We start from the raw sequence: 26,454 nt of genomic DNA, 5'->3' as shown, positions 1-26,454 counted from the left end.
AAGGCCGCCCGATCTTCGGGTGGCCTTTTTCATGTATTGCCGTTTTTCATCTCGAAATCCGGATCAACAGATCGAGCAGCGGGGAAGGATAGAGTCCAAGGAAGAGGATGGCGGCGGTGGGGATGGCCAGGGCGACGCCCTCGGAGATGGAGAGAGGGCGCACCGCTGCTTCCATCCCGTCGGCAGGCCGCATGTAAAGCGCCACCACCACCCGTAGATAGAAGAAGACCGCCACCAGGGCAGAAAGAACGCCGACCACGGCCAGGGCGGTTTCGCCGGCCCGCAGCGCGGCGCTGAAGACCGCGAACTTGGCCATGAAACCGGCCGCCGGGGGGATCCCGGCCAGGGAGAACAACGCCACCGCCAGGGCCGCTCCGGCCAGGGGATTGCGGTAGCCCAGGCCGCGGTACTGTTCGATGGCGTCCCGGTCCGTGCCATCCGCAAGGACCGCTACCGCCCCGAAGGAGGCCAGCCCGGCCGCAGCATAGGCCACGATGTAGAAGAGCGCGGCCCGTGCCCCACCGGCCGGCAGGGCCACAAAGGCCAGGGCCACATACCCCATCTGGGCCACGGATGACCAGGCCAAAAGCCGCTTGATGCTGCTCTGCACCAGGGCCGCCATGTTGCCGCAGACCAGGGTGGCGAGCGCCAGGCCCCAGAGGATGTCGTGACCGCCGCGCCATACGGCCGCCAGAGGCAGCACGAGAAGTAGGGCAGCCACCGAGGCCCCCTTGGAGGCGGTGGAGAGGAGCGCCGTCACCGGCGCCGGCGCCCCCTGGTACACGTCCGGGGTCCAGAGATGGGCCGGAACCCAGGAAAGTTTGAAGGCCAGTCCCACGAGGACCAGGCAGACCCCAGCCAGGAACAACGGCTCGGGCGGGGCCGCTTGCAGGGCCAGTTCGGCCAGCTTGAGCGTACCACGGCTGCAATAGACCAGCGCGATCCCCATGGCCAGGATGGCCGCAGACAGGGTGCCGTTGAGCAGGTATTTCAGCCCCGCCTCGCCTCCCCGGACCGAATCCCGTTCAACGGCCACCAGGATGTAAAAGGCAAAGGTAAAGGCTTCCAGGCCGAGGAAGAGCATCAGCAAATCGCTGGCGGCACAGGCCGCCCCCATGCCGGCCAGTGCGAAGAGCAGGGTAGCCGGGTACTCCTCCCCCACGATGCCGCGCCGTTTATTGTAGCCGGAGGCCAACAGCAGGGCAACCAGACCGGTGCCGTCGAGGAAGACGGCGAAGAATCGGGAGAAGGGGGTGACGGCAAGGCCCGGCATGGCTGCTGTTGCCGGGAGGGCAATCGTCCACACCAGGGCGGCGGCGACAAAAGCGAGCGCCAACTCATACAGCCATCCCCCCGGTCGTACCGCCCCCGCCAGTAAGACCACGACGCTGCCGCCGGCCAGGATAATCAAAGGCATGAATGCCATCAGGTCGGCCTTTGTCATGGCGCCCCCCCAACCAGAATCTTCACCGGTCCGTGGATCAGATCCAGAAGCGGCGCGGGGTGCACGCCCATCAAGATCACCAGCAGGGCCAGCAGGGCCAGCAGGCAGATCTCCCGGCGATCCAGGTCCGCCAGCGGCAAGGGCTTGCGTTCCGTCTGAAAGACCACTTCCTGCACCAGCCGCACCGTGTACACCAGGGTCAGGACGATGCCGGTGAAGGCCAGACCCGCCGCCAGGGGGGACTTGGTGAAGGTGCCGGACAATACCAGAAACTCGCCCACGAAGTTGTTCAGCCCCGGCAGGCCGACCGAGGCCATGGAGAAGAGCAGGAAGAAGAACGACCAGAGCGGAATCTTGCCCCACAGCCCGCCGAAAGCGCCGATTTCCCGGGTGTGCGCCCGCTCGTCCAGCATGCCCACCATGGCGAACAGGGCGCCGGTGGTCACGCCGTGGTTGGCCATCTGGATGATGGAGCCGGACAGGGCCACCGGTTGCCAGGCGGCGATGCCGATGGCCACGTATCCCATGTGGCCGATGCTGGAATAGGCGATCAGGCGCTTCATGTCCTCCTGGGCAAAGGCCACCAGCGAGGCGTAGATGATGCCGGCGATGGCCAGGGTGTAGAATAACGGCGTCAGGGTCTGGGCCGCCTGGGGAAAGAGCGGGTAGCCGAAACGGAGCAGGCCGTAGCTGCCGGTCTTGAGCAGGAGCCCGGCCAGGATCACGCTCCCCGCGGTGGGGGCGTCGGTATGGGCGTCCGGCAGCCAGGTGTGCAGGGGAAAGAGCGGGAACTTGATGGCGAATGCCAGGAAAAAGGCGCCGAACAGCCAGAGTTGAGTACCGGCCGGCAAACGGGTTGCGATCAGTTGGTGCAGCCCGAAGGTGGCCACGCCGCTCTGTTGCGCATGGAGCAGGTGCAGGGCGATGATCGCCAGGAGCATCAGGAGCGAGCCGAACATGGTGAAGAGGAAGAACTTGACCGTGGAGTAGATGTGCCGGCCATGCCCCCAGATGCCGATCAGGAAGAACATGGGGATCAGCATCACCTCCCAGAACAGGTAGAACAGGGCCAGGTCCAAGGCCAGGAAAACCCCCATGATGCCGGTTTCCATGGCCAGGAGCAGTGCCAGGAAGAGGCCGACCTTTTCGCCGATGGCGCGCCACGACACCGCCAGGGCCACACAGAAACTGAAGGCGGTCAGCATGACCATGAGGAGCGATATGCCGTCCAACCCCAAGGTGTAGCGGATGCCGAAGGCCCCGATCCACGGCGCGTCCTCCACCAGCAGGTAACCGGGCAGGATCGGTTTCAGCGCCGCCAGCCCCTGCCACGAGGCGTACAGCCAGAGCGCCAGCAGCAACTCTCCGGTCATCACCCCCAGGGCCAGCGGCCGCGCGGCCGCAGGACGCTTCCAAACCGGCAGCACCAGCAGGCAGCCCGCCAGGGGGAAGAAGACCAGGATGGTCAGTAGATGCGGATCGGCCATCATGACAGCGTCACCCAAACGAGGTAAACCAGTATAATGGCCACTCCCGATGCCAGGCCGAACAGGGAGGTGGCCACCCGGCCGGTGCTCCAGGCGGCGGGCAAGCCGCCCAGGCGGGCGGTGAGGCGGGCCAGGCCGTCCAGGGTGCCGTCGATGCCCGCTTCGTCCCACCGTTTCCAGAGAAAACGCGCCAGGTGGTTGAACGGGTTGATGACCAGCGCCCAGTAGAGGTTGTCCAAATACCAGCCGTTCAGGAGGAATCCGGCACCAGACGGACCGGTAGCCTCGCGGGCCAGGGCGTCGGCCCGGCGGCTGCCGGTGTAGCGGGACCAGGCCAGGCCCAGCCCAGCCAGGCTGAGGGTGGCGGCGACGATCTGCAGGGCGATCTCGTCGGCGTGGGATGCCTGCTCAACGCCCCCGAAACCGGGGATCGAGCCGAGGAAGCCGTCCAGAACCCCCTCATACCCCAGATAGGCGGGCAGATTGAGCAGGCCGCCGCATAAGCCCAACAGGGCCAGGGGGACGAGGGTAAGGGTCATGATCTGCGGCAGTGGGCCAGGGGAGAGGGAGTGTTCCTGTTCCCCATGAAAGACCACGAAGACCATGCGGAAAGTGTAGAAGGAGGTCAGAAGCGCTGTAAAGAGGCCGAGGAGCAACAGGCCGCCGTACAGGGCGCCCCCCTGGGCGGCCACCCCGCCCAGGATGGCGTCCTTGCTGAAAAAGCCGCCGGTCAGGGGGAACCCGGCCAGGCAGAGCGCCCCGGCCAGAAACGGCCAGTAGACCGCGGCCAGCTTCGTCCTGAGCCCCCCCATGCGGAAGATGTCCTGCTGGTGGTGCAGGGCGGTGATGACGCACCCCGCCCCCAGGAACAGGAGTGCCTTGAAGAAGGCGTGGGTCAGCAGGTGGAAGGTCGCGCCGGGCAGGGCCCCGACCCCAACGCCGAGCACCATGTAGCCGATCTGACTGATGGTGGAGTAAGCCAGGATGCGCTTCAGGTCGCGCTGGCAGCAGGCGCAGGTAGCGGCGTAGAAGGCGGTGATGCCGCCGGTCAGGGCGATGGCGGCCCGCACCGTCTCCGAGGAGCCGATCAGGGGGAACATGCGCGCCAGCAGGTAGACCCCGGCCGTGACCATGGTGGCGGCGTGGATCTGGGCCGACACCGGCGTGGGGCCGGCCATGGCGTCCGGCAGCCAGACCGACAGCGGCAATTGTGCCGATTTCCCGGCGGCGCCGGCCAACAGCAGCAGGCCGAGGGTTGTCACGACGGCGGCGGGGATGAGCGCGCCCATGGAGTTCAGATGGGTGATGGAGACGGAGCCGGAGAGCTGGTACATCCAAACGATGGCGATGCCGAAGGCGGTATCCCCGATGCGGGTGGTGATGAAGGCCTTGCGTCCGGCGGTGGCGTTCTTCTCCTCCGTGTACCAGAAGCCGATCAGGGCGTAGGAGCAGAAGCCGACCCCCTCCCACCCCAGGTAGAGGAGCGGCAGGTTCTCGGCCAGCACCAGGGTCAGCATGGCGAAGACGAAGATGTTCAGCAGGGCAAAGTAGCGTGCCCAGGCCGGGTCGTCCTGCATGTACCCCACGGAATAGAGGTGGATCAGGCCGCAGACGAAGGTGATCATCAACGTCAGGCCAAGGGAGAGCTGGTCCAGGTACAGGGCGATGGGGGCTTGGAAGCTGAAGGCGGCCAGCCATGAGCCCAACTCCACCCGCACCGGTCCGGTGAAGCCGACAAAGGCCAGCACGGCGCAGGCAAACGCCCCCCAGATCACCCCGCAGGCGACAATCACACCCACGCGGCGCGGCAACAGCCGTCCCAGCAGGGCATTACAGAGGCCGCCCAGGAGCGGCAGCAGGAGTATGAGGGCGAGGTAGATGTTCATCGGTTCTTTCGTTTAAAGTCCGTTCACCACGGGATTACCCTTTCATCTCGCTGAACCGGTCCGTATCAATCGTCTTGCGTCGGCGGTGCAGGTAGACCACCATGGCCAGGGCCAGGGAGACCTCGGCCGAGGTGAGGGCCATGATGAAGATGGCGAACAGTTGGCCGTCCGCAGTGCCCCAACGGGCCGAGCCCCCCACAAAGACCAGCATGACGGCGTTCAGCATGACCTCGATGCAGACCAGCATCATGATCAGGTTGGCCCGCCAGGCCAGCATCCCCCCCATGCCCAGGAAGAAGAGCAGACCGGCCAGGATGAGGATATGTTCCAGCGGGACGATCATTTTGTTTCTCCGCCTTTGGACTGTTTCCCCAAATACAAGGCCCCCACTAAAGCAAACAGAAGCTGCAACGAAACCAGTTCCACCGCCAAGCCGTGATCCTGAAACAGATGCCGCGCCACCTCGCGGATCGGCAGGGCCGGGGCCGGGGCCGGGGCCGGGGCTGCGGCTGCGGCTGCGGATGCATGACGGGAAACGATGACGGCCGCCAGGGAGGCGATGCTCACCCCGGCCAGGGCCAGGGCCGGCAGCCACTGGCGCCACTGGGGCGCTATCCCCTTTTCCGGGTGTCCCAGGTCGAGCATCATGATCACGAACAGGAACAGCACCATGATGGCCCCGGCGTAGAGGATCACCTCAAAGGCCGCCACCAGGGGCGCCGTCAGCAGGTAAAAGATCACCGCGATGGAGAACAGGGAGGTGACCAGGTACAGGATGGCGTGCACCGGGTGTTTCTCGGTAATGGCCAGGATCGTGCCGATAACGGCCACGCCTGCCAGTATGTAGAAGATGATCTGTTCCATAGTTCAATTCATTTTGCCACAGGGACGTTCAACAGCAAAAAAATAACTATACTCGGGAAAAGGCTTTCTGCCTGCTCTGCCTTCGATTCTTGTTTCCTCTGTGTCTCTGTGTCTCCGTGGCAGATTTGATTTCCGCCGTTACGGCATCAAGGACCTGGCATCCACCGGCGGCTTTTCCTCCACCCCCTCGCCCCGGGGCTGGGTCACGGCGATGCCTGCGTGGCGGTAGAAGTTGTAGGAATCGTCCTTGCCGCAGCCGTCGATCAGCAGGTCCTCCTTTTCATAGACCAGATCCATGATATCCCGCTTGCAAATCTCGTAATCGGGCGTCATCTGGATGGCCAGGGTCGGGCAGGCCTCGGCGCACAGGCCGCAGAAGATGCAACGGGAGAAATTGATCCGGAACCATGCGGCGTAGCGGCGGCCGTCTTTCCGCTCGGCCGCCTGCATGGAGATGCAGTCCACCGGGCAGGCGGCGGAGCAGAGGTAGCAGGCCACGCAGCGCTCGCCGCCGTCCGGGTCGCGGGTCAGCACGATCCGCGCCCGGTAACGAGGGTACGGGGTGCGTTTTTCCTCGGGATACTGGATGGTTACCGGCCGGCGCAGCATGTGCGCCAGGGTGATGCGGAAACCGCCCAGGATGGCCTTTATGTCGGAGAGTATCGGCACGGTTTTATCCAGATTCCTTGACAGGCTGTTGAACAACTCAGGTTGTTCAAAAATAGTCAGATCGTCGCACCCGCAGAAAGCCTTGCGGAGGCGTAGCAGCGCTACGCCGCACAAAAGGGCTTTCGAGGACGGCGGCGAGATGGCTGTTTTTCAACAACCTCTTAAACGGGAGACGCCCCGGCGGGGCGTCTCTGCTCGGGAGTTGCGGGATGGTTATGCGTTACCGTGTTTGGCCCGTTCGGCCTTTTTGAGCAATGCCGAGGCCAGGGGGTGGCTGTTGTTGTCCGCATAGAGGCTGGCGGTGTTGCCGGTGGACGTCTTGAGTCCGGCATCGGCACCGCCGTCCAGCAGGGCTTGCACCGTCAGGTTGCAACCGTAGATGGCGGCCAGCATCAGGGGAGTATGCCCCTCATGGTCGCGCACGTCAACGTCGGCGCCCTTGTCGACCAGCATCTTGACGATTTCGGTGTGGCCGTTGGCGGCGGCGTAGTGGAGGGCCGTTTTGCCTTTGTCGCTGCTGGCGGTCAAGTCGGCGCCCCGGTGCAGCAGGTCTTGAACAAAGTCCTTCTGCCCCTCTTTCGCGGCATTGATCAGAGGGGTGTGGCCGTGACGGTCTTTGGCGTTCACACTTTCCATGTTCGACTCCTCCCGTGGTTGATTTATATGCCGGACGGCGATGTCCGTAGTCTCATCGTGATAAAGGCATCATATCCCCCCGCAACGCCAGCCACCAGCCGGTGACCAGGATATTGGCCAGGGCCAGGGGCGTCAGCACCTTCCACCCCAGGTGCATGAGCTGATCGTAGCGCAGACGGGGCAGGGTCCCGCGCATCCAGATGAAGAAGAAGGCAAAGGCCAGGGTCTTGAGGGAAAACCAGATCACCGGCGCCAGAAAGGGGCCGTGCCATCCTCCCAGGAAGAAGGTCGTCGCCAGTCCGCCCAGCACGATGATATTGATGTATTCCCCCACAAAGAACAGGCCGAAGCGCATGCCGGAGTATTCGGTGTGGAAGCCGGCCACCAACTCCCCCTCGGCCTCGGGGATGTCAAAGGGGATGCGTTTGCACTCCGCCGTGATGCTGATGAGAAAGATGAGAAAGGCCAAGGGCTGGTAGACGACGAACGGGATGGTGGCTTGGGCGGCGACGATGTCCGCCAGGCTGAAGGAACGCGCCAGCATGACCACCGGCACCAGGGACAGTCCCATGGACAGTTCGTAGGAGATCAACTGGGCCAGGCCGCGGATGCCCCCCAGCAGGGAGTACTTGGAGTTGGAGGCCCAGCCGCCGATGGCAACGCCGTACACGGCGATGGAGGAGAGCGCCAGGAAAAACAGCAGCCCGACGTTCAGATCGGCCACCAGCATCGGCACCCGGCGGCCGGCAATGGTCACCGGCGCGCCGAACGGGATGACGGCAAAGGTCAGGATAGCCGGGATGGCGGCCATGGCCGGGGCAAGATAGAACAGCCATTTGTCCGCGGCTATTGGGCAAAAATCTTCTTTGGTGAGGAGCTTGATCAGGTCTGCGAGGGGTTGGAGAAGTCCGAGGGGGCCGACGCGATTTGGTCCCTTGCGATCCTGGATCCAGGCCAGGACCTTCCGTTCGGCGAATACCAAGTAGGCGGCCAAGGTAAGGATCACGAAGAAGATCATCCCCAGCTTTGCCGCAAACAGCGCTATGTCCACAGTGGATGCCGTCATCGGTACCTGGTTAGGAGCATGTAAGAGGACACCAACGGAATGGTATTCATATATCACAAAAACGTGTCGAACGCCACCGACTAATTCCAGGGTGCGAATGGCATCGCGGGAGGGACGCCACAGGAAGAACTGCGGCCGAACGCCGGCGTTTCAAGGGGTTGCGCCTGCCCCCCCGGCGCGGATATTCCGTAAAAGGGCGGGCGCTGGTGCGAATAAATTCCAAATTGTCGGCGCCAGAGAAATAAGCGCTTGAACAGCCATGACGCGGCGCACTATAATACGGTGGCCAAGGAGAGTGTTGACATGGATGTACATCAGGCGGAATTCATCAAGAGTGCGGTAAAACCGAAGGACTACCCGGAGACGGCCCTGCCCGAGGTGGCCTTTGTGGGCCGCTCCAACGTGGGCAAGTCGTCGTTGATCAATGTGCTGGTCAACCGCAAAAGCCTGGTTCGGACCAGCTCCACTCCCGGCAGAACCCAGTTGATCAATTTTTTCGACGTTAACGGCCGTTTGGTCCTGGTGGACCTGCCCGGCTACGGTTACGCCAAGGCACCGCCCGAGGTGCGCAAACAGTGGCAACCGATGATCGAGACCTACCTGGCCAAGCGCGAGAACCTGCGGGCGGTGGTCCTGATCCTGGATATCCGCCGCATCCCCGCGGACGGGGATCTGGAGATGCTGCGCTGGCTGGAGACCTATGGTATCCCGCCGATCATCGTGTTGACGAAATGCGACAAACTCTCGAAGAATGAGCAGGCCCGCCAGGCGGGAGTGATCGCTGCGGCCATCGGCCGCAACCGGGAGGATCTGCTCCCCTTCTCGGCCCTGTCGAAGGCCGGGCGCGAGGGGGTCTGGCGGGTGATCACGGAACTGGCCGGGCTGGAGAGCGTCACGACCTGATGGAGAACCCCGTGAATTCGCCGGTGCAGGTCTCACGGCGCAGGTCGAGCCGTTCCACCCAGGCGGTGGGCGGCCCCTGACGGCACCAGTCGACCAGGGCATTCACCCCGTTCTCATCGCCCTCGAACACGCCGGCGACCGAGCCGTCCGGCAGATTCCCAACCCAGCCGTTGACGCCCAACTCCGCGGCGCGGCGGCTGGTGTAGTGACGAAACGCTACCCCCTGGACACGGCCGAAAACCGTGACGGAAACTCTGATATTCATACGGTATCCCCCTTGGATGCTGAACAGATCCCAACCGATCCACAGGACAATCCCATGGTGCAACAACCAACGAAAACGGCCGCGGACAAGACGGCCATGCCGGACATGCAGAAACGTCCCGACCACCGCAGGATACCCATCGCCAAGGTCGGCGTCAAGGACATCTCCTACCCCATCGTGGTGATGGACAAGAACCATTCGCTCCAGCACACGGTGGCGCGGATCAACATGTACGTGGACCTGCCCCACCACTTCAAGGGGACCCACATGAGCCGCTTCGTGGAGATTCTCAACCGCCACCGTGAGCATATCGGCCTGGACAAGCTCGAACCGATCCTGGACGAGGTGAAGGCCCGGCTCGGCTCCGCCAGTGCCCACGTGGAGATTCAGTTTCCCTATTTCATCGAAAAAAAGGCGCCGGTCTCGGGCGCCAAGAGCCTGATGGAGTACAGCTGCGAGTTCAAGGCGTCCATGACCGATATTCTGGATTTCGTGCTGGTGGTCAAGGTGCCGCTCACCTCGCTCTGCCCGTGCAGCAAGGAGCTTTCCCGCGCCGGCGCCCACAACCAGCGCAGCGTCATGACCGTGCGGGTGCGCTACCGGGAGTTCATCTGGATCGAGGATCTGGTGGAGTTGATCGAGCAATGCGGCAGCAGCCCGCTCTACTCCCTGCTCAAGCGAGAGGACGAGAAGTACGTCACCGAGCAGGCCTACGACAATCCGCGTTTTGTGGAGGACATGGTCCGGGAGGCCTATTCCCGGCTCGCAGCCGTGGAAAACATCACCTGGTTCTCGGTGGAGGCGGAAAACTTCGAGTCGATCCACAACCATTCGGCCTATGCTGCCGTGGAGCTCGACCGCCGGGCATGACCAGAGGACTGATCATCTTTGCCCGGGAACCGCTCGTCGGCACGGTAAAAACCCGGCTGGCCCAGGATCTGGGCAGCCATCGGAGCGCAACGGACCTGTATGCGGCCATGCTGGCCGATGTGCTTGCCGCCGCCGTCACCCTGGACGATACCCGCCTGCTGATCTTCTGGGCGTTGGAAAACGGATCCGTTCCCTCTGTTCCGGCCCTGCCCCGGACGGCGATGTTCGAACAGCAAGGGGGAGACCTGGGCGAACGCATGGCCAACGCCTTTGAAACAGCCCTGGCAAGCGGTTGCGAAACATGCTGCATCATCGGCAGCGATGCGCCCGACCTCCCCCCGGAGTACATCCGCCGGGCGTTTGACCTCCTGGAGCAGGGGGAAGCCGAGGCGGTTTTCGGCCCGGCCGAGGACGGGGGCTATTACCTGCTCGGCCTGCGGCGCTTCCAGAAGCGGCTGTTCGAGGAGATCGCCTGGAGCAGCTCGGGGGTTCTGCAAACCAGCCTGGAACGGGCCCGGCTCTGCGGGCTCGGGACCGCCCTCCTGCCGCCGTGGCGGGATATCGACACAGGTGAGGACCTGGAGGCATTTCTGGAACGGCCGGCGCGGGATACTGCGCCCCGGACCCTGGCCGTGGCGCGGCGTCTGAAAGGAAGTGCGACCTAATGTCCGACTATCTGATGGCAATACTGGTCGAGTTTACCGGCGGGGACTTTGCACCCGATCATTTCGTCCGCCTCGGCACGGCGGCCCTGTTCTGGGCCCTGCTCATCGGGGCGGCCATGCGCCAGCGCCGCCACGACCCGCAGCGCAACAGGCTGCTGCTGATCGGCTTCACCCTCGGTCTGGTGCGGGAACTCTTCATGTTCGCCGTTCTGTTCCTCTCCTTCAGCAAGACGATTCCAAACGCGCTCATGCAGCCGTTCACCAAACCGGTGGAACAGCTTTTGACCGGTGTTTCCCTGGTATGGATCGCCTCCGCCTATCTGGACAACCTGCTCGATACCCGCCTGGCCCGGCGCTACCTCAAAGGAGGAGTGACTTGTCTGCTTGCCGCCTATCTGGCAACCTTCCGGGGCTGGGCCTCCTTCAGCAGCAGCCTTCCGGAGGCGAACTTCCATGCCAGCGGATATGGCGTAACCTTCCACCTCGCCGGGGCCCTGGTGCTGGCTGCCGCCCTCGTCTTCCTGTGGCGTGTTTCGGGATGGCGCCGAACGGCGCTCCTGATCGCCTTCGGCTGTTTTTTTCTGGATGACGCCCTGGGCTTGGCATACGGCATCTCATCCGAAAACGCCATCACCGTTCTCGGACCGATCCGCCACGGCCTGCACATATTCGCCATCCCGGTCTTCGGCTATATCTACGGCCGAGAATTGTGGGAACATCACCTGACAGCGGAACGGGAGGCGCTCCGCTCCCGGGAACGCTACCAGAAACTGGTGGATACGATCGAGGGGATCGTCTGGGAGGCGGCTGCGGGTACGCTTCGTTTCACGTTCGTCAGCGCCCAGGCCGAACGGCTGCTGGGCTACCCGGTGTCGGACTGGCTGTCCGATCCGGACTTCTGCCATGACCACATCCACCCGGAGGATCGCGATTGGGTGCTGGATATCTGCCGCGGAATGGGGCACGACGGCGCATCACGACAGTTCGAATTCCGGATGATCGATGCCGGCGGCAGCACCCTGTGGCTGCGCAATGCCGTCTCGGTGATTGCCGAGGAGGGCCAGCAGCCGATCCTGCGCGGGCAGATGTTCGATATCACCGAACGGCGAAAAATGATCGACTCCTTGCGGGAAAGCGAGGCCAAGTTCCGTTCGTATATCGAGTTTGCGCCCATCGGCGCATTCGTTGTCGACCATTTGGGACGGTACGTCGAGACAAACCGCACCGGAGCCGCGATGCTGGGGTATGCCGAAGCCGAACTCACCGGCATGTCCATCACGGATGTGTTGCCCCCCGAATACCGGGAAACGGGACTGCAAAATTTCGAGCGGCTGAAGGAAGAGGGCTCCACCAGCCGGGAGTCGCTTCTGGTGCAGAAAGACGGGGGCTTGCTCTGGGTGTCCATTCAGGCCGTCAAGCTCGACCATGATCGCTACATCGGTTTTTTTCAGGACATTACCGAACGGAAGCAGACGGAACAGGCCCTGATCTCGGCCAGGGACGCGGCCGATGCAGCCAATGCCGCCAAGAGTCAGTTCCTGGCCAACATGAGCCACGAGCTCCGCACGCCCTTGAACGGCATCATCGGCATGAGCGGGCTTCTGATGGATACGGATCTGACCTCCGAACAGCTCGAATACGCCGGGATCGCCCTCAAAAGCAGCAAGGATCTGCTGGACCTCATCGACGAGCTTCTCGACTTCGCCCGCATCGAGGCAGGAAAACTTCTGTTTGAGAAACGCGACTTCAATCTCCAGACCGTCCTCAAGGACACCATACTGATACTGTCACTGCAGGCCGAGGAAAAAAGGCTGCAGCTGGACTGGGAGGTGGAACCGGATGTGCCGCTGCACCTCAAGGGCGATCCGGGCCGCTTGGCCCAGATCATCAGGAACATCGTGGGCAACGGCATCAAATTCACCCGGCAGGGTGGTGTGGCGGTCCACGTATCCCGCGAGGCGGAGGAGGGGGGACAGGTGACGCTCCGGTTTGCCATAACCGATACCGGCATCGGCATCCCCCAGGAGTATCTGGGCCGCATCTTCACCCCCTTCGTCCAGGTCGACGGCTCAAGCACGCGCAAATACAGCGGCACGGGATTGGGGCTGGCCATCAGCAACCAACTGGCCGAACTCATGGGCGGCTCCATCAATGTGGTAAGCGCGGTGGGCACGGGCTCAACCTTCCGCATCGTCCTGCCGTTCGAGAAACAGGAGCAGAAGCCGATGAAGAATCAGGAAGGCGAAAACCGGACCATCTTCTTCAACCGTGACGCCGACGCCCCCCAACGCGCCCGCATCCTGCTGGCCGAGGACCATACGACCAACCGGCGGGTGATCAGGATGATGCTCAACAAGCTGGGCTACGAGGCCGAGGCCGTGGCCAACGGTCGCGACGCGATCAAGGCCCTGGAAAGCACCTCCTACGACTTGGTTTTGATGGACTGCCAGATGCCGGAAATGAACGGCTACGACGCCACCGCCGTCATCCGCGACCCCGCATCCCACGTCCTCAATCATGCAACTCCGGTGATCGCCCTGACGGCCAACGCCATGGCCGGCGAACGGGATAAGTGCATCGAAGCGGGCATGAACGATTACCTCTCAAAACCGGTGCTGGTCCAGGACCTGGAAACGGTCCTGAACAAATGGCTTGAGAAGCGATAGACCCGTAAACAAAGAAAAGAAACAAAGAAAGGCTACTCCCATAGTTATGCAACCGATTCTCATCATGACGGCAGTGCCACAGGAAATGACCCTGTTGGAACACGCCCTGACCAACGCAGTCCGACAGACAGCAACCGCTTTCGAGTATGCCGAGGGGACCATCGGTACGCTCCCCGTACTACTCTGCGCGGGTGGCGTCGGCAAGATCAACGCCGCTGCCGCCACGGCTACCCTGATCGAACGCTGCCGGCCTCACCTGGTTATCAATACCGGCTGCGCGGGCGCCTATCCCGGCAGCGGGCTTTCCATCGGCCACCTCGCCGTTGCCAGCAACGAAATTCTGGGGGATGAGGGGGTCCTGACGACCGGCGGGTGGAGGGATCTGCGCTTCATGGAGTTACCATCCTTCATGCAGGGCAAGCGGGCCTATCACAATGAAATTCCCCTGTCCAAACACGCCGCCGAAAAGGCCATGCAGCTTGCCGATTATTACGGAGTGCTCCTGATGCGGGGGCGGTTCGTGACCGTTTCCACCTGTAGCGGGACGCGTCAGCGCGGCGAGACCTTGGCGCGACACTTCAACGCCATTGCCGAAAGCATGGAAGGGGCGGCCGTAGCCCAGATATGCCTGCGGTCGGGCGTGGACTGCCTGGAGATCCGCGGCATCAGCAATCTGGTGGTCGATCGGGATATGAGCGCCTGGGATATCCCGCGGGCTGCGGAATCGGCACAACGTTTCGTACTCAAATACCTGGAAGACCTGGACCGGCCGGAGTTGAGCGCTTTTGTGCAGGTGGCGCCCGAACGGTAAGACAAAAGCCGGCTCACGTACACAACAAAGGCCCTGGAGGGATACTCCCAAGGGCCTTTGTTTGTTGTGGTGTGTTTATGTGGCCGTCAGGGGACCATTTCCGCAAAACGTTTGCTGCGCCGGGGAAACCCGGAACGGTCCGCGGAAGGGACGCCCGCCTCGCGCACATTTTCGAGGCGCTCGTCGGTTCCGGGATGGGTGGCCAGGATGCCCCCCTTCGACCCTCTGCCCGCCTCCTGAAGCCGATCCAGATACCCCACCAGCCCCTGGGGGTCGTAGCCGGCCGCGGCAAGATACCCGAGAGCGGCCCGGTCGGCCTTTTTCTCCTGATCCCGGCCGTAGCCGTTCACCACGAGGGTTTTGACCACATCGTCGATGGAGCCCTGGAACAGGGAGACCAGTTGCGCGGTATCCTTGGAACTGAACTCCCGGGCAGCCTGGCTGCCGATGATCAGCAGCGCCTGGCTCCAGCGGGAGGACTGGATGGCCGCAATGCCGTCGCGATGGATGACATGGCCCAATTCGTGGGCCAGTACGGCGGCCAGTTCATCCTCGTTTTTCACCGAGGCGACCATCCCCCGGGTGATCAGAACGGTGCCGCCGGGACAGGCGAAGGCATTGATCTCCGGGGTGTCCAGAACGGCAAAATGGTAGCCGCCGAAGGTTGTCGGTTGTTCGGTGTGGAGCGCCAGCGTCTGCCCCACCAGATTCAGGTACTCGGTCAGGCGCTTGTTGCGGTAGAGGGGATAGGTGGCGGTGAGCTGGGCCGCCACGGCCCGGCCGATGTAGTACTCCTCTTCGTCGGCAACGGGACGCGCCGCCTTGCCGATGGTCTGCACCGACGAGGCGATCATGCCGATCTGCTGGGGGGTGATATCCTCCAGCCGGCAGCCTGCCAGGGAGAGGCCGGCCAGCAACAGAAAGGCCATACGGCGGGCAATTGATGGCAGCGGGAGCGTCATGGCTGGATCAGACCTCCCTGCTGGATGAACGTCTCCAGACTCTTCTCGCCCACGGCGAGACGCTCAATCTCGTCCACCGTTCCGTAGTTCAGGTTCTTGTTGGCGTTGCGATACCCCGCCTCGACCTGGGGATTGAACCCCTTGCCGGCCAGGGATACCTCGTCGGCCGATACCCCGCCCGCGGAGCGCCCTCGCCCGGATACCGAGTAGGAACGGGACTCCACGGCGCTCTTGTGGACCCAGCCGCTCACCCCCTTGGCGCTCACCTGGTACCAGTCACCTTTGCGGCCGATGACGGTCAAACGGTCGCCAAAGCGCACCTTGGCCCTGACCGGGGCGAAGAAACGGCTCTCGGAGCGGATGGCGTTGTCCCGGGTGACGACGCTCACCGTCTCGGCGGCGGCATCCACGGCCAAAAACAGGCAGAGGAGCAGTATGTAACGGGCGAATGATTTCATTTCTCTTTCATATGTATCACATTCCAGTCATCAGTCAATGGGGGAGTTTCAAGGCAGCGTCGGCACCAGTCCAGGTAAAAGAGGGCCGGCCCGTCCTGGGGCCGTTGTGAGAGAGCCTCCTCGAACAGCGCTGCGGCGGCCTGCCACTCCCGGTGGTGAAAGGCGTCAACCGCCCGGCCGTACAATGCGACCCATGCCGCCAGTTCTACCGGTGCGCCGTCCCGTTCCGCCAGCAGTTCATGGATGCGCACCGGCAACTCCTTCCCCTTGACGGCGATCAGCCCCAGTTCCCGTGCCAGGAAGCCATCCCCGGCCTCCCGCAGAGTGGCTTCGCTGAGCATGATGCGCGTGGCAAAGAACTTGTTGGCCGATTCCAGCCGGGAAGCCAGGTTAACCGTATCCCCCACCACGGTGTAGTCGAAGAGCCGGTCGCTCCCCAGGTTGCCCACGATGGCGTCGCCCGTATGGAGCCCGATGCGCAGGGAGATCGTCCCCAACCCGCGGTTTTTGAATGAGGCGTTGACCCGTTCCAGGGCGGTCTGGGCGGCCAGGGCCGCGCGGCAGGCGTTACGTTCCGCATCCGGCCGGGCCAGGGGCGCCCCCCAGAAGGCCATCACGCAGTCGCCGATATACTTGTCGATCACCCCCTCGTGGCCGATGACCTCTTCGCTCACCGCGTTCAGCACATCGTGCAGCATGAGGGCCGTCTCCTCCGGCGGAAACTGTTCGGCAATGGTGGTAAAACCGGCGATATCGGCAAAGAAGACCGTCACCCGCCGGCGCTGCCCCCCCGGCTTGATCAGGTCGGGATGCTTCAGCAGGTGGGCCACGACGGTCTCGTCCATGTACTGGGAGAAGGCGCGCCGCACGAAGCGGCGCTCCCGCCCCTCGGTGGCATAGCTGTAGGTGGAGGCCGCGGCGAAGGCGACCGCCAGGGCGACCAGGGGAGGGAGGAGCGGCAGGTAGACCCCCTGGCTGAACAGGAGCGCCGGCACCCCCAGGGAGGCCAGCAGCAGGCCGGCCAAGAGCGCCAGGTTCGCGGCGATGGAGGTGTGGGTCAGGATGAAGGCGCAGGTCGCCGCCGCGATGGCCGCCATGAAGACGATGGAGAGGGCGTCCGGCACCCGCTGGAGAAACGCGCCGTGCAGCAGTGCGTCCAGGGTGGCGGCGTGGACCTGCACGCCTGAGGTCACCGCCGATACGGCCGTGGGCTTCAAGTCATAGAGGCCGGCGGCGGTCAACCCCAGAAAGACCTTTTTCCCCTTGAACCATGAGGCCGGATAGGCACTCCGGCCATCGTCCCGGATCAGCTCCTGGATCGACACGGCCCGGTACGGTTGCGTACCGCGGGGGAAACGGGGCAGCAGGGCGCCCCCATCCAGGGGGAGCGGTGCGGCGCCGCGTACCAGCCGACCCTCGCGCACGGAGACCACCCGGCGTTCCAGAAGATGCCCCAGCACGAAGTGCGGCAGGGTGCGGCCGGCGGCCTGGAACAGGAGCGGCAGGCGGCGGTAGACGCCGTCCCGGTCCGGCTTGATCATGACGTTGCCGCCGCCGTGGGCGCCACGGGCCAGGGGTGCGATGGGGGTGATGGCCGATGGCAGGGCCGGGGCCGGGGCGGGCACCCCGTTGACGGTCATGCGATCAAGGAATGCCTGTCCCGCAGCATCGTTTTCCCGCCGGTTGGCGGTGGCGAAGACCGGGAGGATGACGTTGCCGGCCCTGGCCACGGCGGCAGCCAGGAGTTGGTCGTCCTCCTCGCCGTAGGAGGAGGGCTCGGTGAACAGGATATCCACGAAGACCGCATCGGCCTGGGCGAGCCGTTCGAAGACCGGGGCGTAGACCTGGCGCGGCCAGGGCCAGGTGACCCCCTCGGCGGCCAGGGCGTCCAGGCTTGGCTGGTCCACCTGGACGATGACGATATCGGCGCCTCCCCGCTCAGGGTTGAGCAGGCGCGACAACAGGTCGTAGGATTTCAGTTCAAAGGAGGAAAAAAGCGGGGTAAGGGTAAGGCTGGCGAGGAGGAGCGACGCCAACGACAGAAGGACGATCCGCAGGGATTTCGCCGAAACGGTTCGGGGCGCCGGGGCGGGCATCAGCGTTTACCGAAGATGGCGGTGCCGACCCGCACTAGGGTCGCCCCTTCCTGGATGGCGGCCTCGAAGTCGCCGGACATGCCCATGGAAAGCTCCGCCATCTCCACCCCCGGAATGGCTGCGGCGGCGATCAGTTCCGACAACCGCTTCAGCTCCGCGAAATAGGGGCGGGCCCCCTCGGGGTCGTCGAAGAGGGGGGGCATGGTCATCAAGCCCCGCACCCTGACGTTGGGCAGTTGGGCTATGGCACGCACCAGGTGGAGCGCCCCGGCCTCGGTCGTTCCCGACTTCGTGGCCTCGCCGGCGATGTTCACCTGCACCAGCACATCGCAGCACCGCCCCAACCGGCCCCACTGGCGGCTGATCTCCTCGGCCAGGGAGAGGCGGTCGACCGAGTGGACCAGCGTCACCAGCCCGGCCAGGTATTTGACCTTGTTGCTCTGGAGATGGCCAATAAAGTGCCATTCCAGCGGTTCCGTTATCGCGGCCGTCTTGGCGGTCAGTTCCTGGACGTAGTTCTCGCCGAAGACGACCTGCCCGGCACGGTAAGCGGCCAGAAGGTCCTCCGGGGGGCGGGTCTTGGAGACCGCCACCAGGCGCACCGTCTGCGGGTCACGGCCGGCCTTGACGGCCGCATCCGTGATCCGCGACCGTATCTGATTGAGGCGCTCTGCAATGGACATGGGATTCTTCCTGTTCCGGGCGGATTGCCACCACCGGAATCAAAGATAGTAAGAACTTGTTCGTAAATAATTTTGTTCAGGTATCGCGCCCGGCTTTGGGGGAGATTTTCCTGGCCTGATTGAGTAAAACCGCAGGCGTAGCCCGGCTACGTCGAGGATTTTACGATTGAGGGACAGGGAAAGATGCCCCGAAGACGGGATGCGATCAGGGGAGCGCCTCGACCGTCTGCAGCACCTCGTACAACTCCGCCATGGGCAGGCCGACCACATTGGTGTACGACCCGTTGATGGAGCGGACGAAATGCACGGCCCCCCCCTGGATGGCGTAGGCCCCGGCCTTGTCCCTGGGGCAGCCGCTGGCGATGTAGTCCCGGATCTCTTTTTCGCTGATGGTGCGGAAGGTCACGTCGGTATGCACGCTCCGGCTGAGATGGATGCCGCTCACCGCGTCGAAGACCGTAAAGCCGGTAATCACCTCGTGGTTCCTGCCGGACAGGGCGGTCAGCATGCGGAAAGCATCCGCATCGTCGGCGGGTTTCCCCATGATGGTGCCGTCCAGGACCACCACGGTGTCGGCGCCGATGAAAAACCGTCCGGCAGTCTTGTGCGCCACGGCGTCGGCCTTCTCCCGCGACAGGCGGATGACATGATCGGACGGTTTCTCGCCGGGCAGCGCATCCTCGCAGATATCCGCCGCAACCACCGTGAATTCGATGCCTGCCAGGGCCATCAGCTCGGTGCGGCGCGGCGAGGCAGAGGCCAGAACGATTGCTCCATGTTTCATATCAATCACTTCTCCCGAGGCGGGTCTGAAGGGGGATTTTTCCGCCCGTCGTGGGCCTTCTGCTCCGCCTCCAGATCCTGCCAATGTTTTTGCCAATCCTTCTTGCGGACCTTCATCAGGATGAAAACGCCGGGGATGATGACGACCCCCCAGAGGATGCTGGTCTCCACGCCGTTGACGATGCCGTAGACGAGCGATGCCACCCCCATGAGGAGCAGCATGGTCTCCAGCGACAGGATCCGCCCGACGAGCGAGACCTCCTGGCGTCCCTTACCGCTATCCTGCTGCATGCGTCCCCTCCCCCCCGGGAAACATCTTGCCCGGATTCAGGATGTTGTTCGGATCGAGGGCGTGCTTGACGGCCTTCATGGCCCCGATCTGGTCCGGTGACAGCTCCAGCTCGATATAGGGTGCCTTGGAAAGCCCCACGCCGTGCTCACCCGACATGGTCCCCCCCAGATCCAGGGCGGCCTGGAAGATCTCCTTCACCGCCCCCTCGGCCCGCTCCGGCATGCCGGGAATCTGCTTGTCGATCATGACGTTGACGTGGATGTTGCCGTCCCCGGCATGGCCGAAATTGACGATGGGCACGTCGTACTTTTGCTGGATGGCCTCGATCCGCCTGATCACATCCGGGACCTTGCTGCGGGGCACGACGATGTCCTCGTTGGTCTTGTCGGGATTGATGTCCCGCAGGGACGGCGACACCAGGCGGCGCACCTTCCAGAGCTGCTCCGACTCGACGGCGTTCTCGGCGGCGCGGAACTGGACCAACCCCAGCGGCTTGATGATCGCGTGGATCTGCCCGGCCTGTTTCTCGATCAGATCGCGGTCCCCGTCCACTTCGATCAGCAGTACGGCGCGCCCTTCGGGGGGGATGCCCAGGTTGAAACGGCGCTCGACGCATTGCAGGGTGGCGTAATCCATGAACTCCAGGGTGGTGGGGATGATCTTGCCGCCGATGATGGCCGAGACCGCCTTGGCCGCCCCATCGATAGAGTCGAAGATGGTCAGCATCGTTTTTTTGGCGTCGGGATAGGGGAGCAGCTTGAAGATGATGCGGGTGATGATCCCCAGGGTGCCTTCGCTGCCGCACAGGAGCTTGGTCAGATCATACCCGACCACCCCCTTGTAGGTCTCGCCGCCGGTGCGGATGATGGCGCCGCTCGGCAGGACCACCTCCAGCCCCATGACGAAATCCTTGGTGCAGCCGTACTTCACGGCCCGGGGTCCGCCGGCGTTCTCGGCCACGTTCCCCCCCAGGGTGGAGAACTTGAGGGAGGCCGGGTCGGGCGGGTAGAACAGACCCAGCTTTTCCACCTCCTGCTGGAACAGTTCCGTGACGACCCCCGGCTCCACCTCGGCTATCAGGTTCTCCGTATCGATGCGCAGGATGCGGTTCATGCGGGTGGTGACCAGCACGATGCCGCCCGCCTTGGGAAGCGCGCCGCCCGAGAACCCGCTGCCGGCGCCGCGGGGGAACACCGGGAAGCCTTCGCGGTTGGCCAGTTTGAGCACGGCGGACACCTCCTGGGCATTCGCCGGGTGAACAACGGCAGAAGGAAGGAACTCCATCTGGGTGGCATCGTAGGAGTAGCAGAGCATATCCTGTTTTTCGGTCAGGACGTTGTCAGCCCCGACTATGGCGGCGAGTTCGCCGAGAATCCGTGAATCGAGCATCGGCATACCTTTCGAGTTAGTTTCCATCCGGGCTCTACGATACATGATTACCCCGGTCCGGCGCAAGGCACATTTGCGGCGCTACGGCCAACAATCATGTTGATTACGCATAGTTCATGCCGTAGAATGGATTCTATTTACCGTTATTGGAGGAAACCTACGTGACCGACCTGCTGCTGATAACCGATGTACCGCGCCTCAGGAAGATCTTCAACCGGCTCGCGGACGACAAGGGCATCACGCTGCGTACAGCATCCAGCCTTGAAAAAGGGGGCGAGGAGCTGATCGCCAGGAAACCGGCCATGGTCTTTGTCCAGACCCATCTCTCCGGGCTTTCCGCCGACATCCTGCTGATGCACCTCAAAAAACAGCTCGGCAGGAAGCGCAGCCGCTTCGTGCTGCTCTGCACCCCCACCCAGGTCAGCCCCGAAACCATCAAGCTCTACCAGGGGCATATTGATACCTCGCTGGACGAAAAGGCGCTGTTGGACGCTATCCGAAGCATGATCGCCGCCCCCGCCCGGAAAGGCCAAAGCGGCCTGGAAGCAGCCCTGACGGTGGAGGACATCGTTTCAACCACTGCCGCAGCACAACCGCCCCCCCCCCCGGAACCGGCAGCCGCCGAACCGGAACCGGAACCGGAACCGGAACCGGAACCGGCCGTTGCGCCGGTCACTCGGGACATCCTGGCCATCGCCGCACCACTGACCGCCCCACCAGAACCGTCCCTGGAGGATCAGGGCATCACCTATGCCCCCCGCTCACGGGTCACGGTCTACTCGGAGTTTACCAGCTCCTTCGACAGCGCCGTGGAGAGCATGCAGGAGCAGGAGCCGCCTGTGGAACCGATACGGCAACAGTTCTCCGGGTGGGACGTGGAACAGCTGGAGACCATCGAACCGGAAAAGAAGCTCTCCAAGCGCTCCTCCTTCCTGCTCTGGCTGGCGCCGGTTCTGATCGCCGCCGTGGTCGTTACGGTGATCCAGAACCGCAAGCCGGAGGAGCAGAAGCCGGTCGCGATCATCACCGAACCGCCGGTGCAGCAAGCGAAGCCGGCCCCCCAATCGCCCCCCCCGGCACGACCACCGGTCGTTGTCGCACAGAAACCGGCCGCCGCTCCCGCCCCCCCGGTTGCCGCCGCGCCTCCCGCGGCGGGTGGCGAGGCCACGCCCCAATTGAGCGACAAGGCTATCCTGTCCGACATCGCCGGGAACCGCAGCCCCAAGGAGCAGCCCACCCCGTCCCGGGCAGGCGCGCGCCCCAGCAAGTTGCCGGACTTCATCCCCCGCTACGGCGCGGACAAGACCTACAGTGCCGCCAATCCGGGCTGGGAACGCTACAAGGGACAGGTTACCGAGTTCAAGGTGTTCCGGGAAAAGGAGACCATCAAGGCCATTCAGGTGATCGACCGGGGCGGGCAGGGGGTCCCCGAATCTTTCATGAAGGGGGTACTCCACCAGGTGGTTAAGAAACCGGCCTTTGTCCTTGAAGCGACCGAGAAAAAGGATGGCTACGAGATCCAGCGCGGCCGCATAGCCGACAATCTCAAGGTGGTCTATTACCGGGATGAGCGGGGGGGCCGCTTGCGCGCCTTTGTCATGACGTGGCAGTAGTATAAAGTCTGGATTAGTACATTGGGCTGGGATCAAAAAAACCGCCGCCGGCAAGGGAGCCGGCGGCGGTTTTGTATTGTTCCATGAGTGACGCTGCTACTGGCTGGAGAGCTTCAGATAACACTCCGCCTTGTAGAGGCTGGCATCGGCCGCCAGGGGTGAGTCGGGGTTCTTTGCCAGGAAGCGGTCGAACAGTTCCAGGGCTCCGCGAAAGTCGTCCTGGCGGTAGGCCTTGACCGCCTGGGCGAACAGTTTCTGACCGGCGTCCTCGCCCGTTGCCGCCGGGACAGATGCCGCCGGGGTGCTTGTGGTCACCCGATCCTCGCCAACCGGCTGTTTGGCTTTGGCCTTCTGCCGCCCTTCCACACCACGCTTGCGCGCCTCGGCCTTCTTCTCCCGACCGCTGTCCAACCGTTTCAGGTCGCTGGGGGAAAGCTCCATGGAGTGGTCGCCAGGGGCCTTGCCGGTTGCCGACTGTTGCTTGCGCTTGGCAGGCACTGCGGCGGACGGGGGCTGAACAGCGCGCGGCGCCTTTTTCCCGGCATGCCGGACGCTCTTTTTCCGGGCCGCGGGGGCCGGCTGTGCCCCGGAAGGCTCTGCAGCTGCCGCCTGTCCGGCGCTCACCGGGACCCTGAGGGTCGAACCGGCGTAGATGAGGTTCGGGTTTTTCACATCGTTGAAGAGCAGTATCTGGGGATAGTAGGAACCATGGCCGCTGAACCTGCGGGAAATACCGGAGAGCGTATCCCCCTTCTCCACCGGCACTTCGCGGACCAGGATGCCGTCCTTTCCCTGCCCCTGTTCCTCCGGGCCAACCGGCTTGGGCGTATAGAGGTACTGCTGTTCACCCCACGCCGGTACGACGGCAAGTGAAAAAATCAGCGCTGCTGCGGCAGTTCTCCAGGGGCGTCGCGCCATATCAGTACCTGTTCCCAAGTTGATCTTCATAGGTCATGATGTTCTTGACCTGAATATTCGTGCCGACCCCGATACCGTGCTTGACCCTGAACGAAACCTTGATGGCCTTCTTCTCTCCGGCGCCCAGTTCCTTGAACTTCCAGAGGATATTCCCGTTGGCGGCGGAACTGTTGGCGGGGTCGGCGCCGACCAGTTCAAGCTGCTCGGGCCAGCTGCTCTGGAGTTCCACGATCCGGGCCAGATTGGAGCCGCTATTGGTGATGACTAGGTCGAAGGACGCCACCTCTCCCGGCTTGAGCCGGCCGTCCCGGGCAGAGATAGCAAGTTTCAGCACCGGACGCGAGTAGAACAGGCGGGCTGAGGCCACGGCCGGCCGGGCCGCATCCCCTTCGGGGGTGAAGGTGAGCTGCACGCTGTCTTCCGTCCCGTCGCTGACGCTCCGCGGGGTCTTGACCTCCACAATGATGGCGGCCTCTTCCTTGGGCGCCAGCGGGCCGATCTCGGTGATGGCCGGCTCGTTCGCCTGGCGGATGCCGTCGCGGTTGATGTCGTGGTAGACGACCATGTCCGGGGCCGACTTCAGATTCGAGGTAATCCGGTATTTCTCGCTCACGTTGCCGGTATTGGCCACCACGAACGGAATCGTCGTGGTCTGGCCCGGGATGACCACCAGCCGTTCGGAAGCGGTGTGGACCTTGATGCCGTGCTGCGGATCGACGGAGGCCAGATTGGAGACGAACACCGCCGTGGTCTGGAGCGGGTTGTTCACCAGCTCGGCACGGGTGATCAATTCCTGACCGGCTAGGGAATCGTCCTTCAAACGGAAGGCGACGCTGAACTCCCTGCTTTCCCCTGACTTGATCTGCAGTCCGTCGGTGACCATCACGGACTTCATCCCCTGTTTGAATCCGGTGGCAGAATAATCGAGCGGCTCAAGCTGCGGGGGGTAATTCAGATTGAGGGCAACATCCTTGGCGGCCATGGTCCCGATGTTGAGGACGACGATACGGTAGACGACCTGTCCGCCCGGCAGGAGGTGCGTCTTGTCGGCCTTCAGCACGGCCCGCAGAAGCGGGGCCGATGCGGTCATGGCGACCTCCCGCGACTGGCTTGCCTCGGCCATGAGGGTAGAGGCTGCCTTGACGGGATACGTGATCTTCAAGCCATCGATACTGGCCGGAGGGATCTCGAAACTCACCACACCCCGGAACACCTCGCCCGGAGCCAGTTTCGGCGTTTCCCTGAGACCCTTTTCGGGGGCGCCGGCTGTGGCGAACTCGGCCTTGAATTCAGCCGGGAAGGCCGATTCCAGCACAAAGGAATCGCTGCCGTTGCCCCGATTGATGACCTCGAACGGTATACTGGCCCGGTGAGCTACCTCGTATGCCTTGGGTTGGGCCAACAGGTTGAATTCGAAACCGACGTACTGCCCCACTTCAAATTTCAGGACCTGCGCGTTTTCCTGGCGCTCAACCGCAGCAGCCTGGGGCGGCAGGGCGACCGCGACCCCCAATCCCTTCAGCTTGGCGGCGGCCGTGACGGCCGCGCTGCTGCCGGGATAGGTCTCGATGATTGATTTGTACTGGGCTATGGCCTTTTCACGCAGCAGCGCCTTTTCGGCACGTGCCTTTTCCTCTGCCTGGCGAGTCTGGGTTTGGCGCTGCTCTTCAGCTCTGGCGGCCGCCTGCTTTTGAGCCGCACCCGCCTCGGCAGCGGCCCGCTCTTCCCCAGCCTTCTTCACCGCCAACCGTTCACGCTCGGCCTGTACCGCCGCCTGACGCTGCTGGGCAGCCTGTGCGGCGGTTTTGCTCTCTTCCTCGGCCTTGAGAATCGCCTGGCGTTTCTGCTCGGCCTTTTCACGGGCAAGGCGCATGATTTCAGCCTGTTCGGCTACCTGTTTTTCCTGGACAGCCTGTGCCTGAACATTCTTTTCCTGCGCCAGTTTTTCCTCTTCGGCCTTTTCGATCGCCATGCGTTCCTGGTCGGCCTTCTGCTTCGCAAGACGTTCCATCCCGGCCTGCTGTTTGGCAAGCTGCTCCTTGGCAGCCTGTTCCTTGGCCAAACGTTCCTGCTCGGCCTTCTCGGCTACCAGGCGTTCCTGTTCGACCTTCAGCTTGGCGAGACGTTCCTGTTCAGCCTGCTGCTTGGCAAGCTCGGCCTTGGCAGCCTGTTCCTTCGCCAGCCGTTCCTGCTCCGTCTTCTCGGCGGTCAGGCGCTCCTGCTCGGCCTTCAGCTTGGCGAGACGTTGCTGTTCTGCCTGCTGCTTGGCAAGCTCGGCCTTGGCAGCCTGCTCTTTTGCCAGCCGTTCCTGCTCCGTCTTCTCGGCGGCCTGGCGTTCCTGATCCGCCTGCTGTTTGGCGAGACGTTCCTTTTCAACCTGCTGTTTGGCAAGCTCGGCCTTGGCGGCCTGCTCTTGTGCCAGCCGTTCCTGCTCCGCCTTCTCGGCGGCCTGGCGTTCCTGATCCGCCTGCTGTTTGGCGATGCGTTCCTTTTCAGTCTGCTGCTTGGCAAGCTCGGCCTTGGCGGCCTGCTCTTGCGCCGGTTGTTCCTGCTCGGCCTGCTGTCGGACCGGCGGGGCAACTACCGGCTTCACCTGCGGTGCCTGGGCCTGTTTTGCAGGCGCCTCGCCGGCCGCTATCGTTTCACCCTTGTCATAGCGGGCCGTCAAGGCCAGGAGCTCATCCTCCACGGTCGCCCTCAGGGGATTGTCGGGATATTCCTTGGCGAACCGGGACATGTTGCGGGCGGCGTCCTGAAGATTGCCGTTCTTGTAGTAGGAGCGGGAGAGCCAGAATATGGCCATGTCACGCAGGGGAGAGTCGGGGTACTTTTGCAGCACCTCGTTCATCCTCTTGATGGCGGCAGGGTAGTTTTTCTGCTGGTAGGCGTTGAAGCCCGACATGAAGATCTGGGAGTCTTCAGTTTCCTGACAGAATCCGGGAGGGACAATGAGCGTTGAAATTATTGCCACTACGAGGAAAAACCGAAACAGAATATTGCGGCAAAATTTCATTGAAATCACGGCAAG

24 protein-coding genes are annotated in these 26,454 nt (G+C 63.3%); 6 read left to right on the top strand and 18 right to left on the bottom strand.

Features of this window, described 5'->3' with window-relative positions; all coding sequences use genetic code 11:
* Positions 1-46: 46 nt before the first annotated feature.
* The 8 genes from F6V25_RS09835 to nuoH all read right to left on the bottom strand — a co-directional run bounded on the left by F6V25_RS09835 (position 47) and on the right by nuoH (position 8,052).
* A complete protein-coding gene (locus tag F6V25_RS09835; RefSeq protein ID WP_151128412.1) occupies positions 47-1,444 on the bottom strand; it encodes an NADH-quinone oxidoreductase subunit N in 1,398 nt (465 codons plus the stop codon).
* The gene (locus F6V25_RS09830) at positions 1,441-2,931 is read right to left on the bottom strand and encodes a complex I subunit 4 family protein (protein WP_151128487.1); all 1,491 of its coding nucleotides are present in this window, start codon (positions 2,929-2,931) and stop codon (positions 1,441-1,443) included. The genes F6V25_RS09835 and F6V25_RS09830 overlap by 4 nt, the downstream gene beginning before the upstream one ends.
* Positions 2,931-4,817: an NADH-quinone oxidoreductase subunit L gene (gene nuoL / locus F6V25_RS09825; RefSeq protein ID WP_151128411.1), complete on the bottom strand. Its 1,887-nt coding sequence runs from the start codon at positions 4,815-4,817 to the stop codon at positions 2,931-2,933. The genes F6V25_RS09830 and nuoL overlap by 1 nt, the downstream gene beginning before the upstream one ends.
* 34 nt (positions 4,818-4,851) lie before the next feature.
* A complete protein-coding gene (nuoK, locus tag F6V25_RS09820; RefSeq protein WP_151128410.1) occupies positions 4,852-5,160 on the bottom strand; it encodes an NADH-quinone oxidoreductase subunit NuoK in 309 nt (102 codons plus the stop codon).
* Positions 5,157-5,681, bottom strand: coding sequence for an NADH-quinone oxidoreductase subunit J family protein (locus F6V25_RS09815; RefSeq protein ID WP_151128409.1), 525 nt, complete (start codon positions 5,679-5,681; stop codon positions 5,157-5,159). Before F6V25_RS09815 ends, nuoK begins: the two co-directional genes overlap by 4 nt.
* Before the next feature lie 138 nt (positions 5,682-5,819).
* The gene (gene nuoI, locus F6V25_RS09810) at positions 5,820-6,350 is read right to left on the bottom strand and encodes an NADH-quinone oxidoreductase subunit NuoI (RefSeq protein WP_151128408.1); all 531 of its coding nucleotides are present in this window, start codon (positions 6,348-6,350) and stop codon (positions 5,820-5,822) included.
* A 213-nt stretch (positions 6,351-6,563) separates the two neighbouring features.
* Positions 6,564-6,986 carry an ankyrin repeat domain-containing protein gene (locus F6V25_RS09805; protein ID WP_151128407.1) on the bottom strand — a complete coding sequence of 141 codons (423 nt, stop codon included), beginning with the start codon at positions 6,984-6,986 and terminating at the stop codon, positions 6,564-6,566.
* Between the two features lie 52 nt (positions 6,987-7,038).
* Complete coding sequence (nuoH, locus tag F6V25_RS09800) at positions 7,039-8,052, bottom strand: NADH-quinone oxidoreductase subunit NuoH (protein ID WP_151128406.1); 1,014 nt, start codon at positions 8,050-8,052, stop codon at positions 7,039-7,041.
* Positions 8,053-8,355: 303 nt separating this feature from the next.
* Between nuoH and yihA the strand changes: the two genes are divergently transcribed.
* Positions 8,356-8,955 (top strand): ribosome biogenesis GTP-binding protein YihA/YsxC, encoded by a 600-nt coding sequence (gene yihA, locus F6V25_RS09795; protein WP_151128405.1) that lies wholly within the window; start codon positions 8,356-8,358, stop codon positions 8,953-8,955.
* Here the strand turns inward: yihA and F6V25_RS09790 are convergent.
* Positions 8,945-9,220: an acylphosphatase gene (locus tag F6V25_RS09790; RefSeq protein ID WP_151128404.1), complete on the bottom strand. Its 276-nt coding sequence runs from the start codon at positions 9,218-9,220 to the stop codon at positions 8,945-8,947. The two genes, yihA and F6V25_RS09790, sit on opposite strands and share 11 nt — an antisense overlap.
* Positions 9,221-9,316: 96 nt before the next feature.
* On the opposite strand from F6V25_RS09790, the gene folE2 reads away from it, so the two are divergent.
* From folE2 to mqnB, 4 genes are all read left to right on the top strand, one after another.
* Positions 9,317-10,090, top strand: coding sequence for a GTP cyclohydrolase FolE2 (gene folE2, locus F6V25_RS09785; RefSeq protein ID WP_149307267.1), 774 nt, complete (start codon positions 9,317-9,319; stop codon positions 10,088-10,090).
* A complete protein-coding gene (locus F6V25_RS09780; protein ID WP_151128403.1) occupies positions 10,087-10,755 on the top strand; it encodes a TIGR04282 family arsenosugar biosynthesis glycosyltransferase in 669 nt (222 codons plus the stop codon). Before folE2 ends, F6V25_RS09780 begins: the two co-directional genes overlap by 4 nt.
* On the top strand, positions 10,755-13,421 hold the full coding sequence (locus F6V25_RS09775) for a PAS domain-containing hybrid sensor histidine kinase/response regulator (RefSeq protein WP_151128402.1): 2,667 nt from the start codon (positions 10,755-10,757) through the stop codon (positions 13,419-13,421). Before F6V25_RS09780 ends, F6V25_RS09775 begins: the two co-directional genes overlap by 1 nt.
* Before the next feature lie 64 nt (positions 13,422-13,485).
* Complete coding sequence (gene mqnB, locus F6V25_RS09770; protein WP_338045593.1) at positions 13,486-14,232, top strand: futalosine hydrolase; 747 nt, start codon at positions 13,486-13,488, stop codon at positions 14,230-14,232.
* A gap of 86 nt (positions 14,233-14,318) precedes the next feature.
* On the opposite strand, the gene F6V25_RS09765 is transcribed toward mqnB, so the two are convergent.
* The 7 genes from F6V25_RS09765 to F6V25_RS09735 form a co-directional block, all read right to left on the bottom strand.
* Positions 14,319-15,194: a M48 family metalloprotease gene (locus tag F6V25_RS09765; protein WP_151128400.1), complete on the bottom strand. Its 876-nt coding sequence runs from the start codon at positions 15,192-15,194 to the stop codon at positions 14,319-14,321.
* The gene (locus tag F6V25_RS09760) at positions 15,191-15,652 is read right to left on the bottom strand and encodes an SH3 domain-containing protein (protein WP_151128399.1); all 462 of its coding nucleotides are present in this window, start codon (positions 15,650-15,652) and stop codon (positions 15,191-15,193) included. Before F6V25_RS09760 ends, F6V25_RS09765 begins: the two co-directional genes overlap by 4 nt.
* On the bottom strand, positions 15,649-17,748 hold the full coding sequence (locus tag F6V25_RS09755) for an adenylate/guanylate cyclase domain-containing protein (RefSeq protein WP_151128398.1): 2,100 nt from the start codon (positions 17,746-17,748) through the stop codon (positions 15,649-15,651). The genes F6V25_RS09760 and F6V25_RS09755 overlap by 4 nt, the downstream gene beginning before the upstream one ends.
* A complete protein-coding gene (locus F6V25_RS09750) occupies positions 17,748-18,431 on the bottom strand; it encodes a YggS family pyridoxal phosphate-dependent enzyme (protein WP_151128397.1) in 684 nt (227 codons plus the stop codon). The genes F6V25_RS09755 and F6V25_RS09750 overlap by 1 nt, the downstream gene beginning before the upstream one ends.
* Before the next feature lie 205 nt (positions 18,432-18,636).
* Positions 18,637-19,215, bottom strand: a complete 579-nt coding sequence (locus F6V25_RS09745) for a Maf family nucleotide pyrophosphatase (RefSeq protein ID WP_151128396.1) — start codon at positions 19,213-19,215, stop codon at positions 18,637-18,639.
* A gap of 5 nt (positions 19,216-19,220) precedes the next feature.
* The gene (locus F6V25_RS09740) at positions 19,221-19,505 is read right to left on the bottom strand and encodes a hypothetical protein (protein WP_151128395.1); all 285 of its coding nucleotides are present in this window, start codon (positions 19,503-19,505) and stop codon (positions 19,221-19,223) included.
* Positions 19,492-20,895: an FAD-binding oxidoreductase gene (locus F6V25_RS09735; protein WP_151128394.1), complete on the bottom strand. Its 1,404-nt coding sequence runs from the start codon at positions 20,893-20,895 to the stop codon at positions 19,492-19,494. Before F6V25_RS09735 ends, F6V25_RS09740 begins: the two co-directional genes overlap by 14 nt.
* Positions 20,896-21,056: 161 nt before the next feature.
* On the opposite strand from F6V25_RS09735, the gene F6V25_RS16995 reads away from it, so the two are divergent.
* On the top strand, positions 21,057-22,508 hold the full coding sequence (locus tag F6V25_RS16995) for a hypothetical protein (protein WP_191966151.1): 1,452 nt from the start codon (positions 21,057-21,059) through the stop codon (positions 22,506-22,508).
* Positions 22,509-22,604: 96 nt separating this feature from the next.
* Here F6V25_RS16995 and F6V25_RS09715 read toward each other — a convergent pair whose 3' ends face one another.
* Together F6V25_RS09715 and F6V25_RS09710 are read right to left on the bottom strand one after the other, a co-directional pair.
* Positions 22,605-23,426 (bottom strand): LysM peptidoglycan-binding domain-containing protein, encoded by an 822-nt coding sequence (locus F6V25_RS09715; protein WP_191966150.1) that lies wholly within the window; start codon positions 23,424-23,426, stop codon positions 22,605-22,607.
* Between the two features lies 1 nt (position 23,427).
* Positions 23,428-26,397 carry a tetratricopeptide repeat protein gene (locus F6V25_RS09710; RefSeq protein WP_246167015.1) on the bottom strand — a complete coding sequence of 990 codons (2,970 nt, stop codon included), beginning with the start codon at positions 26,395-26,397 and terminating at the stop codon, positions 23,428-23,430.
* Positions 26,398-26,454 lie beyond the last annotated feature (57 nt).

The sequence above is a fragment of the Oryzomonas japonica genome, assembly GCF_008802365.1.
Classification (GTDB): Bacteria; Desulfobacterota; Desulfuromonadia; order Geobacterales; family Pseudopelobacteraceae; genus Oryzomonas; species Oryzomonas japonica.
This window is presented reverse-complemented; position numbering and strand designations above follow the sequence as displayed.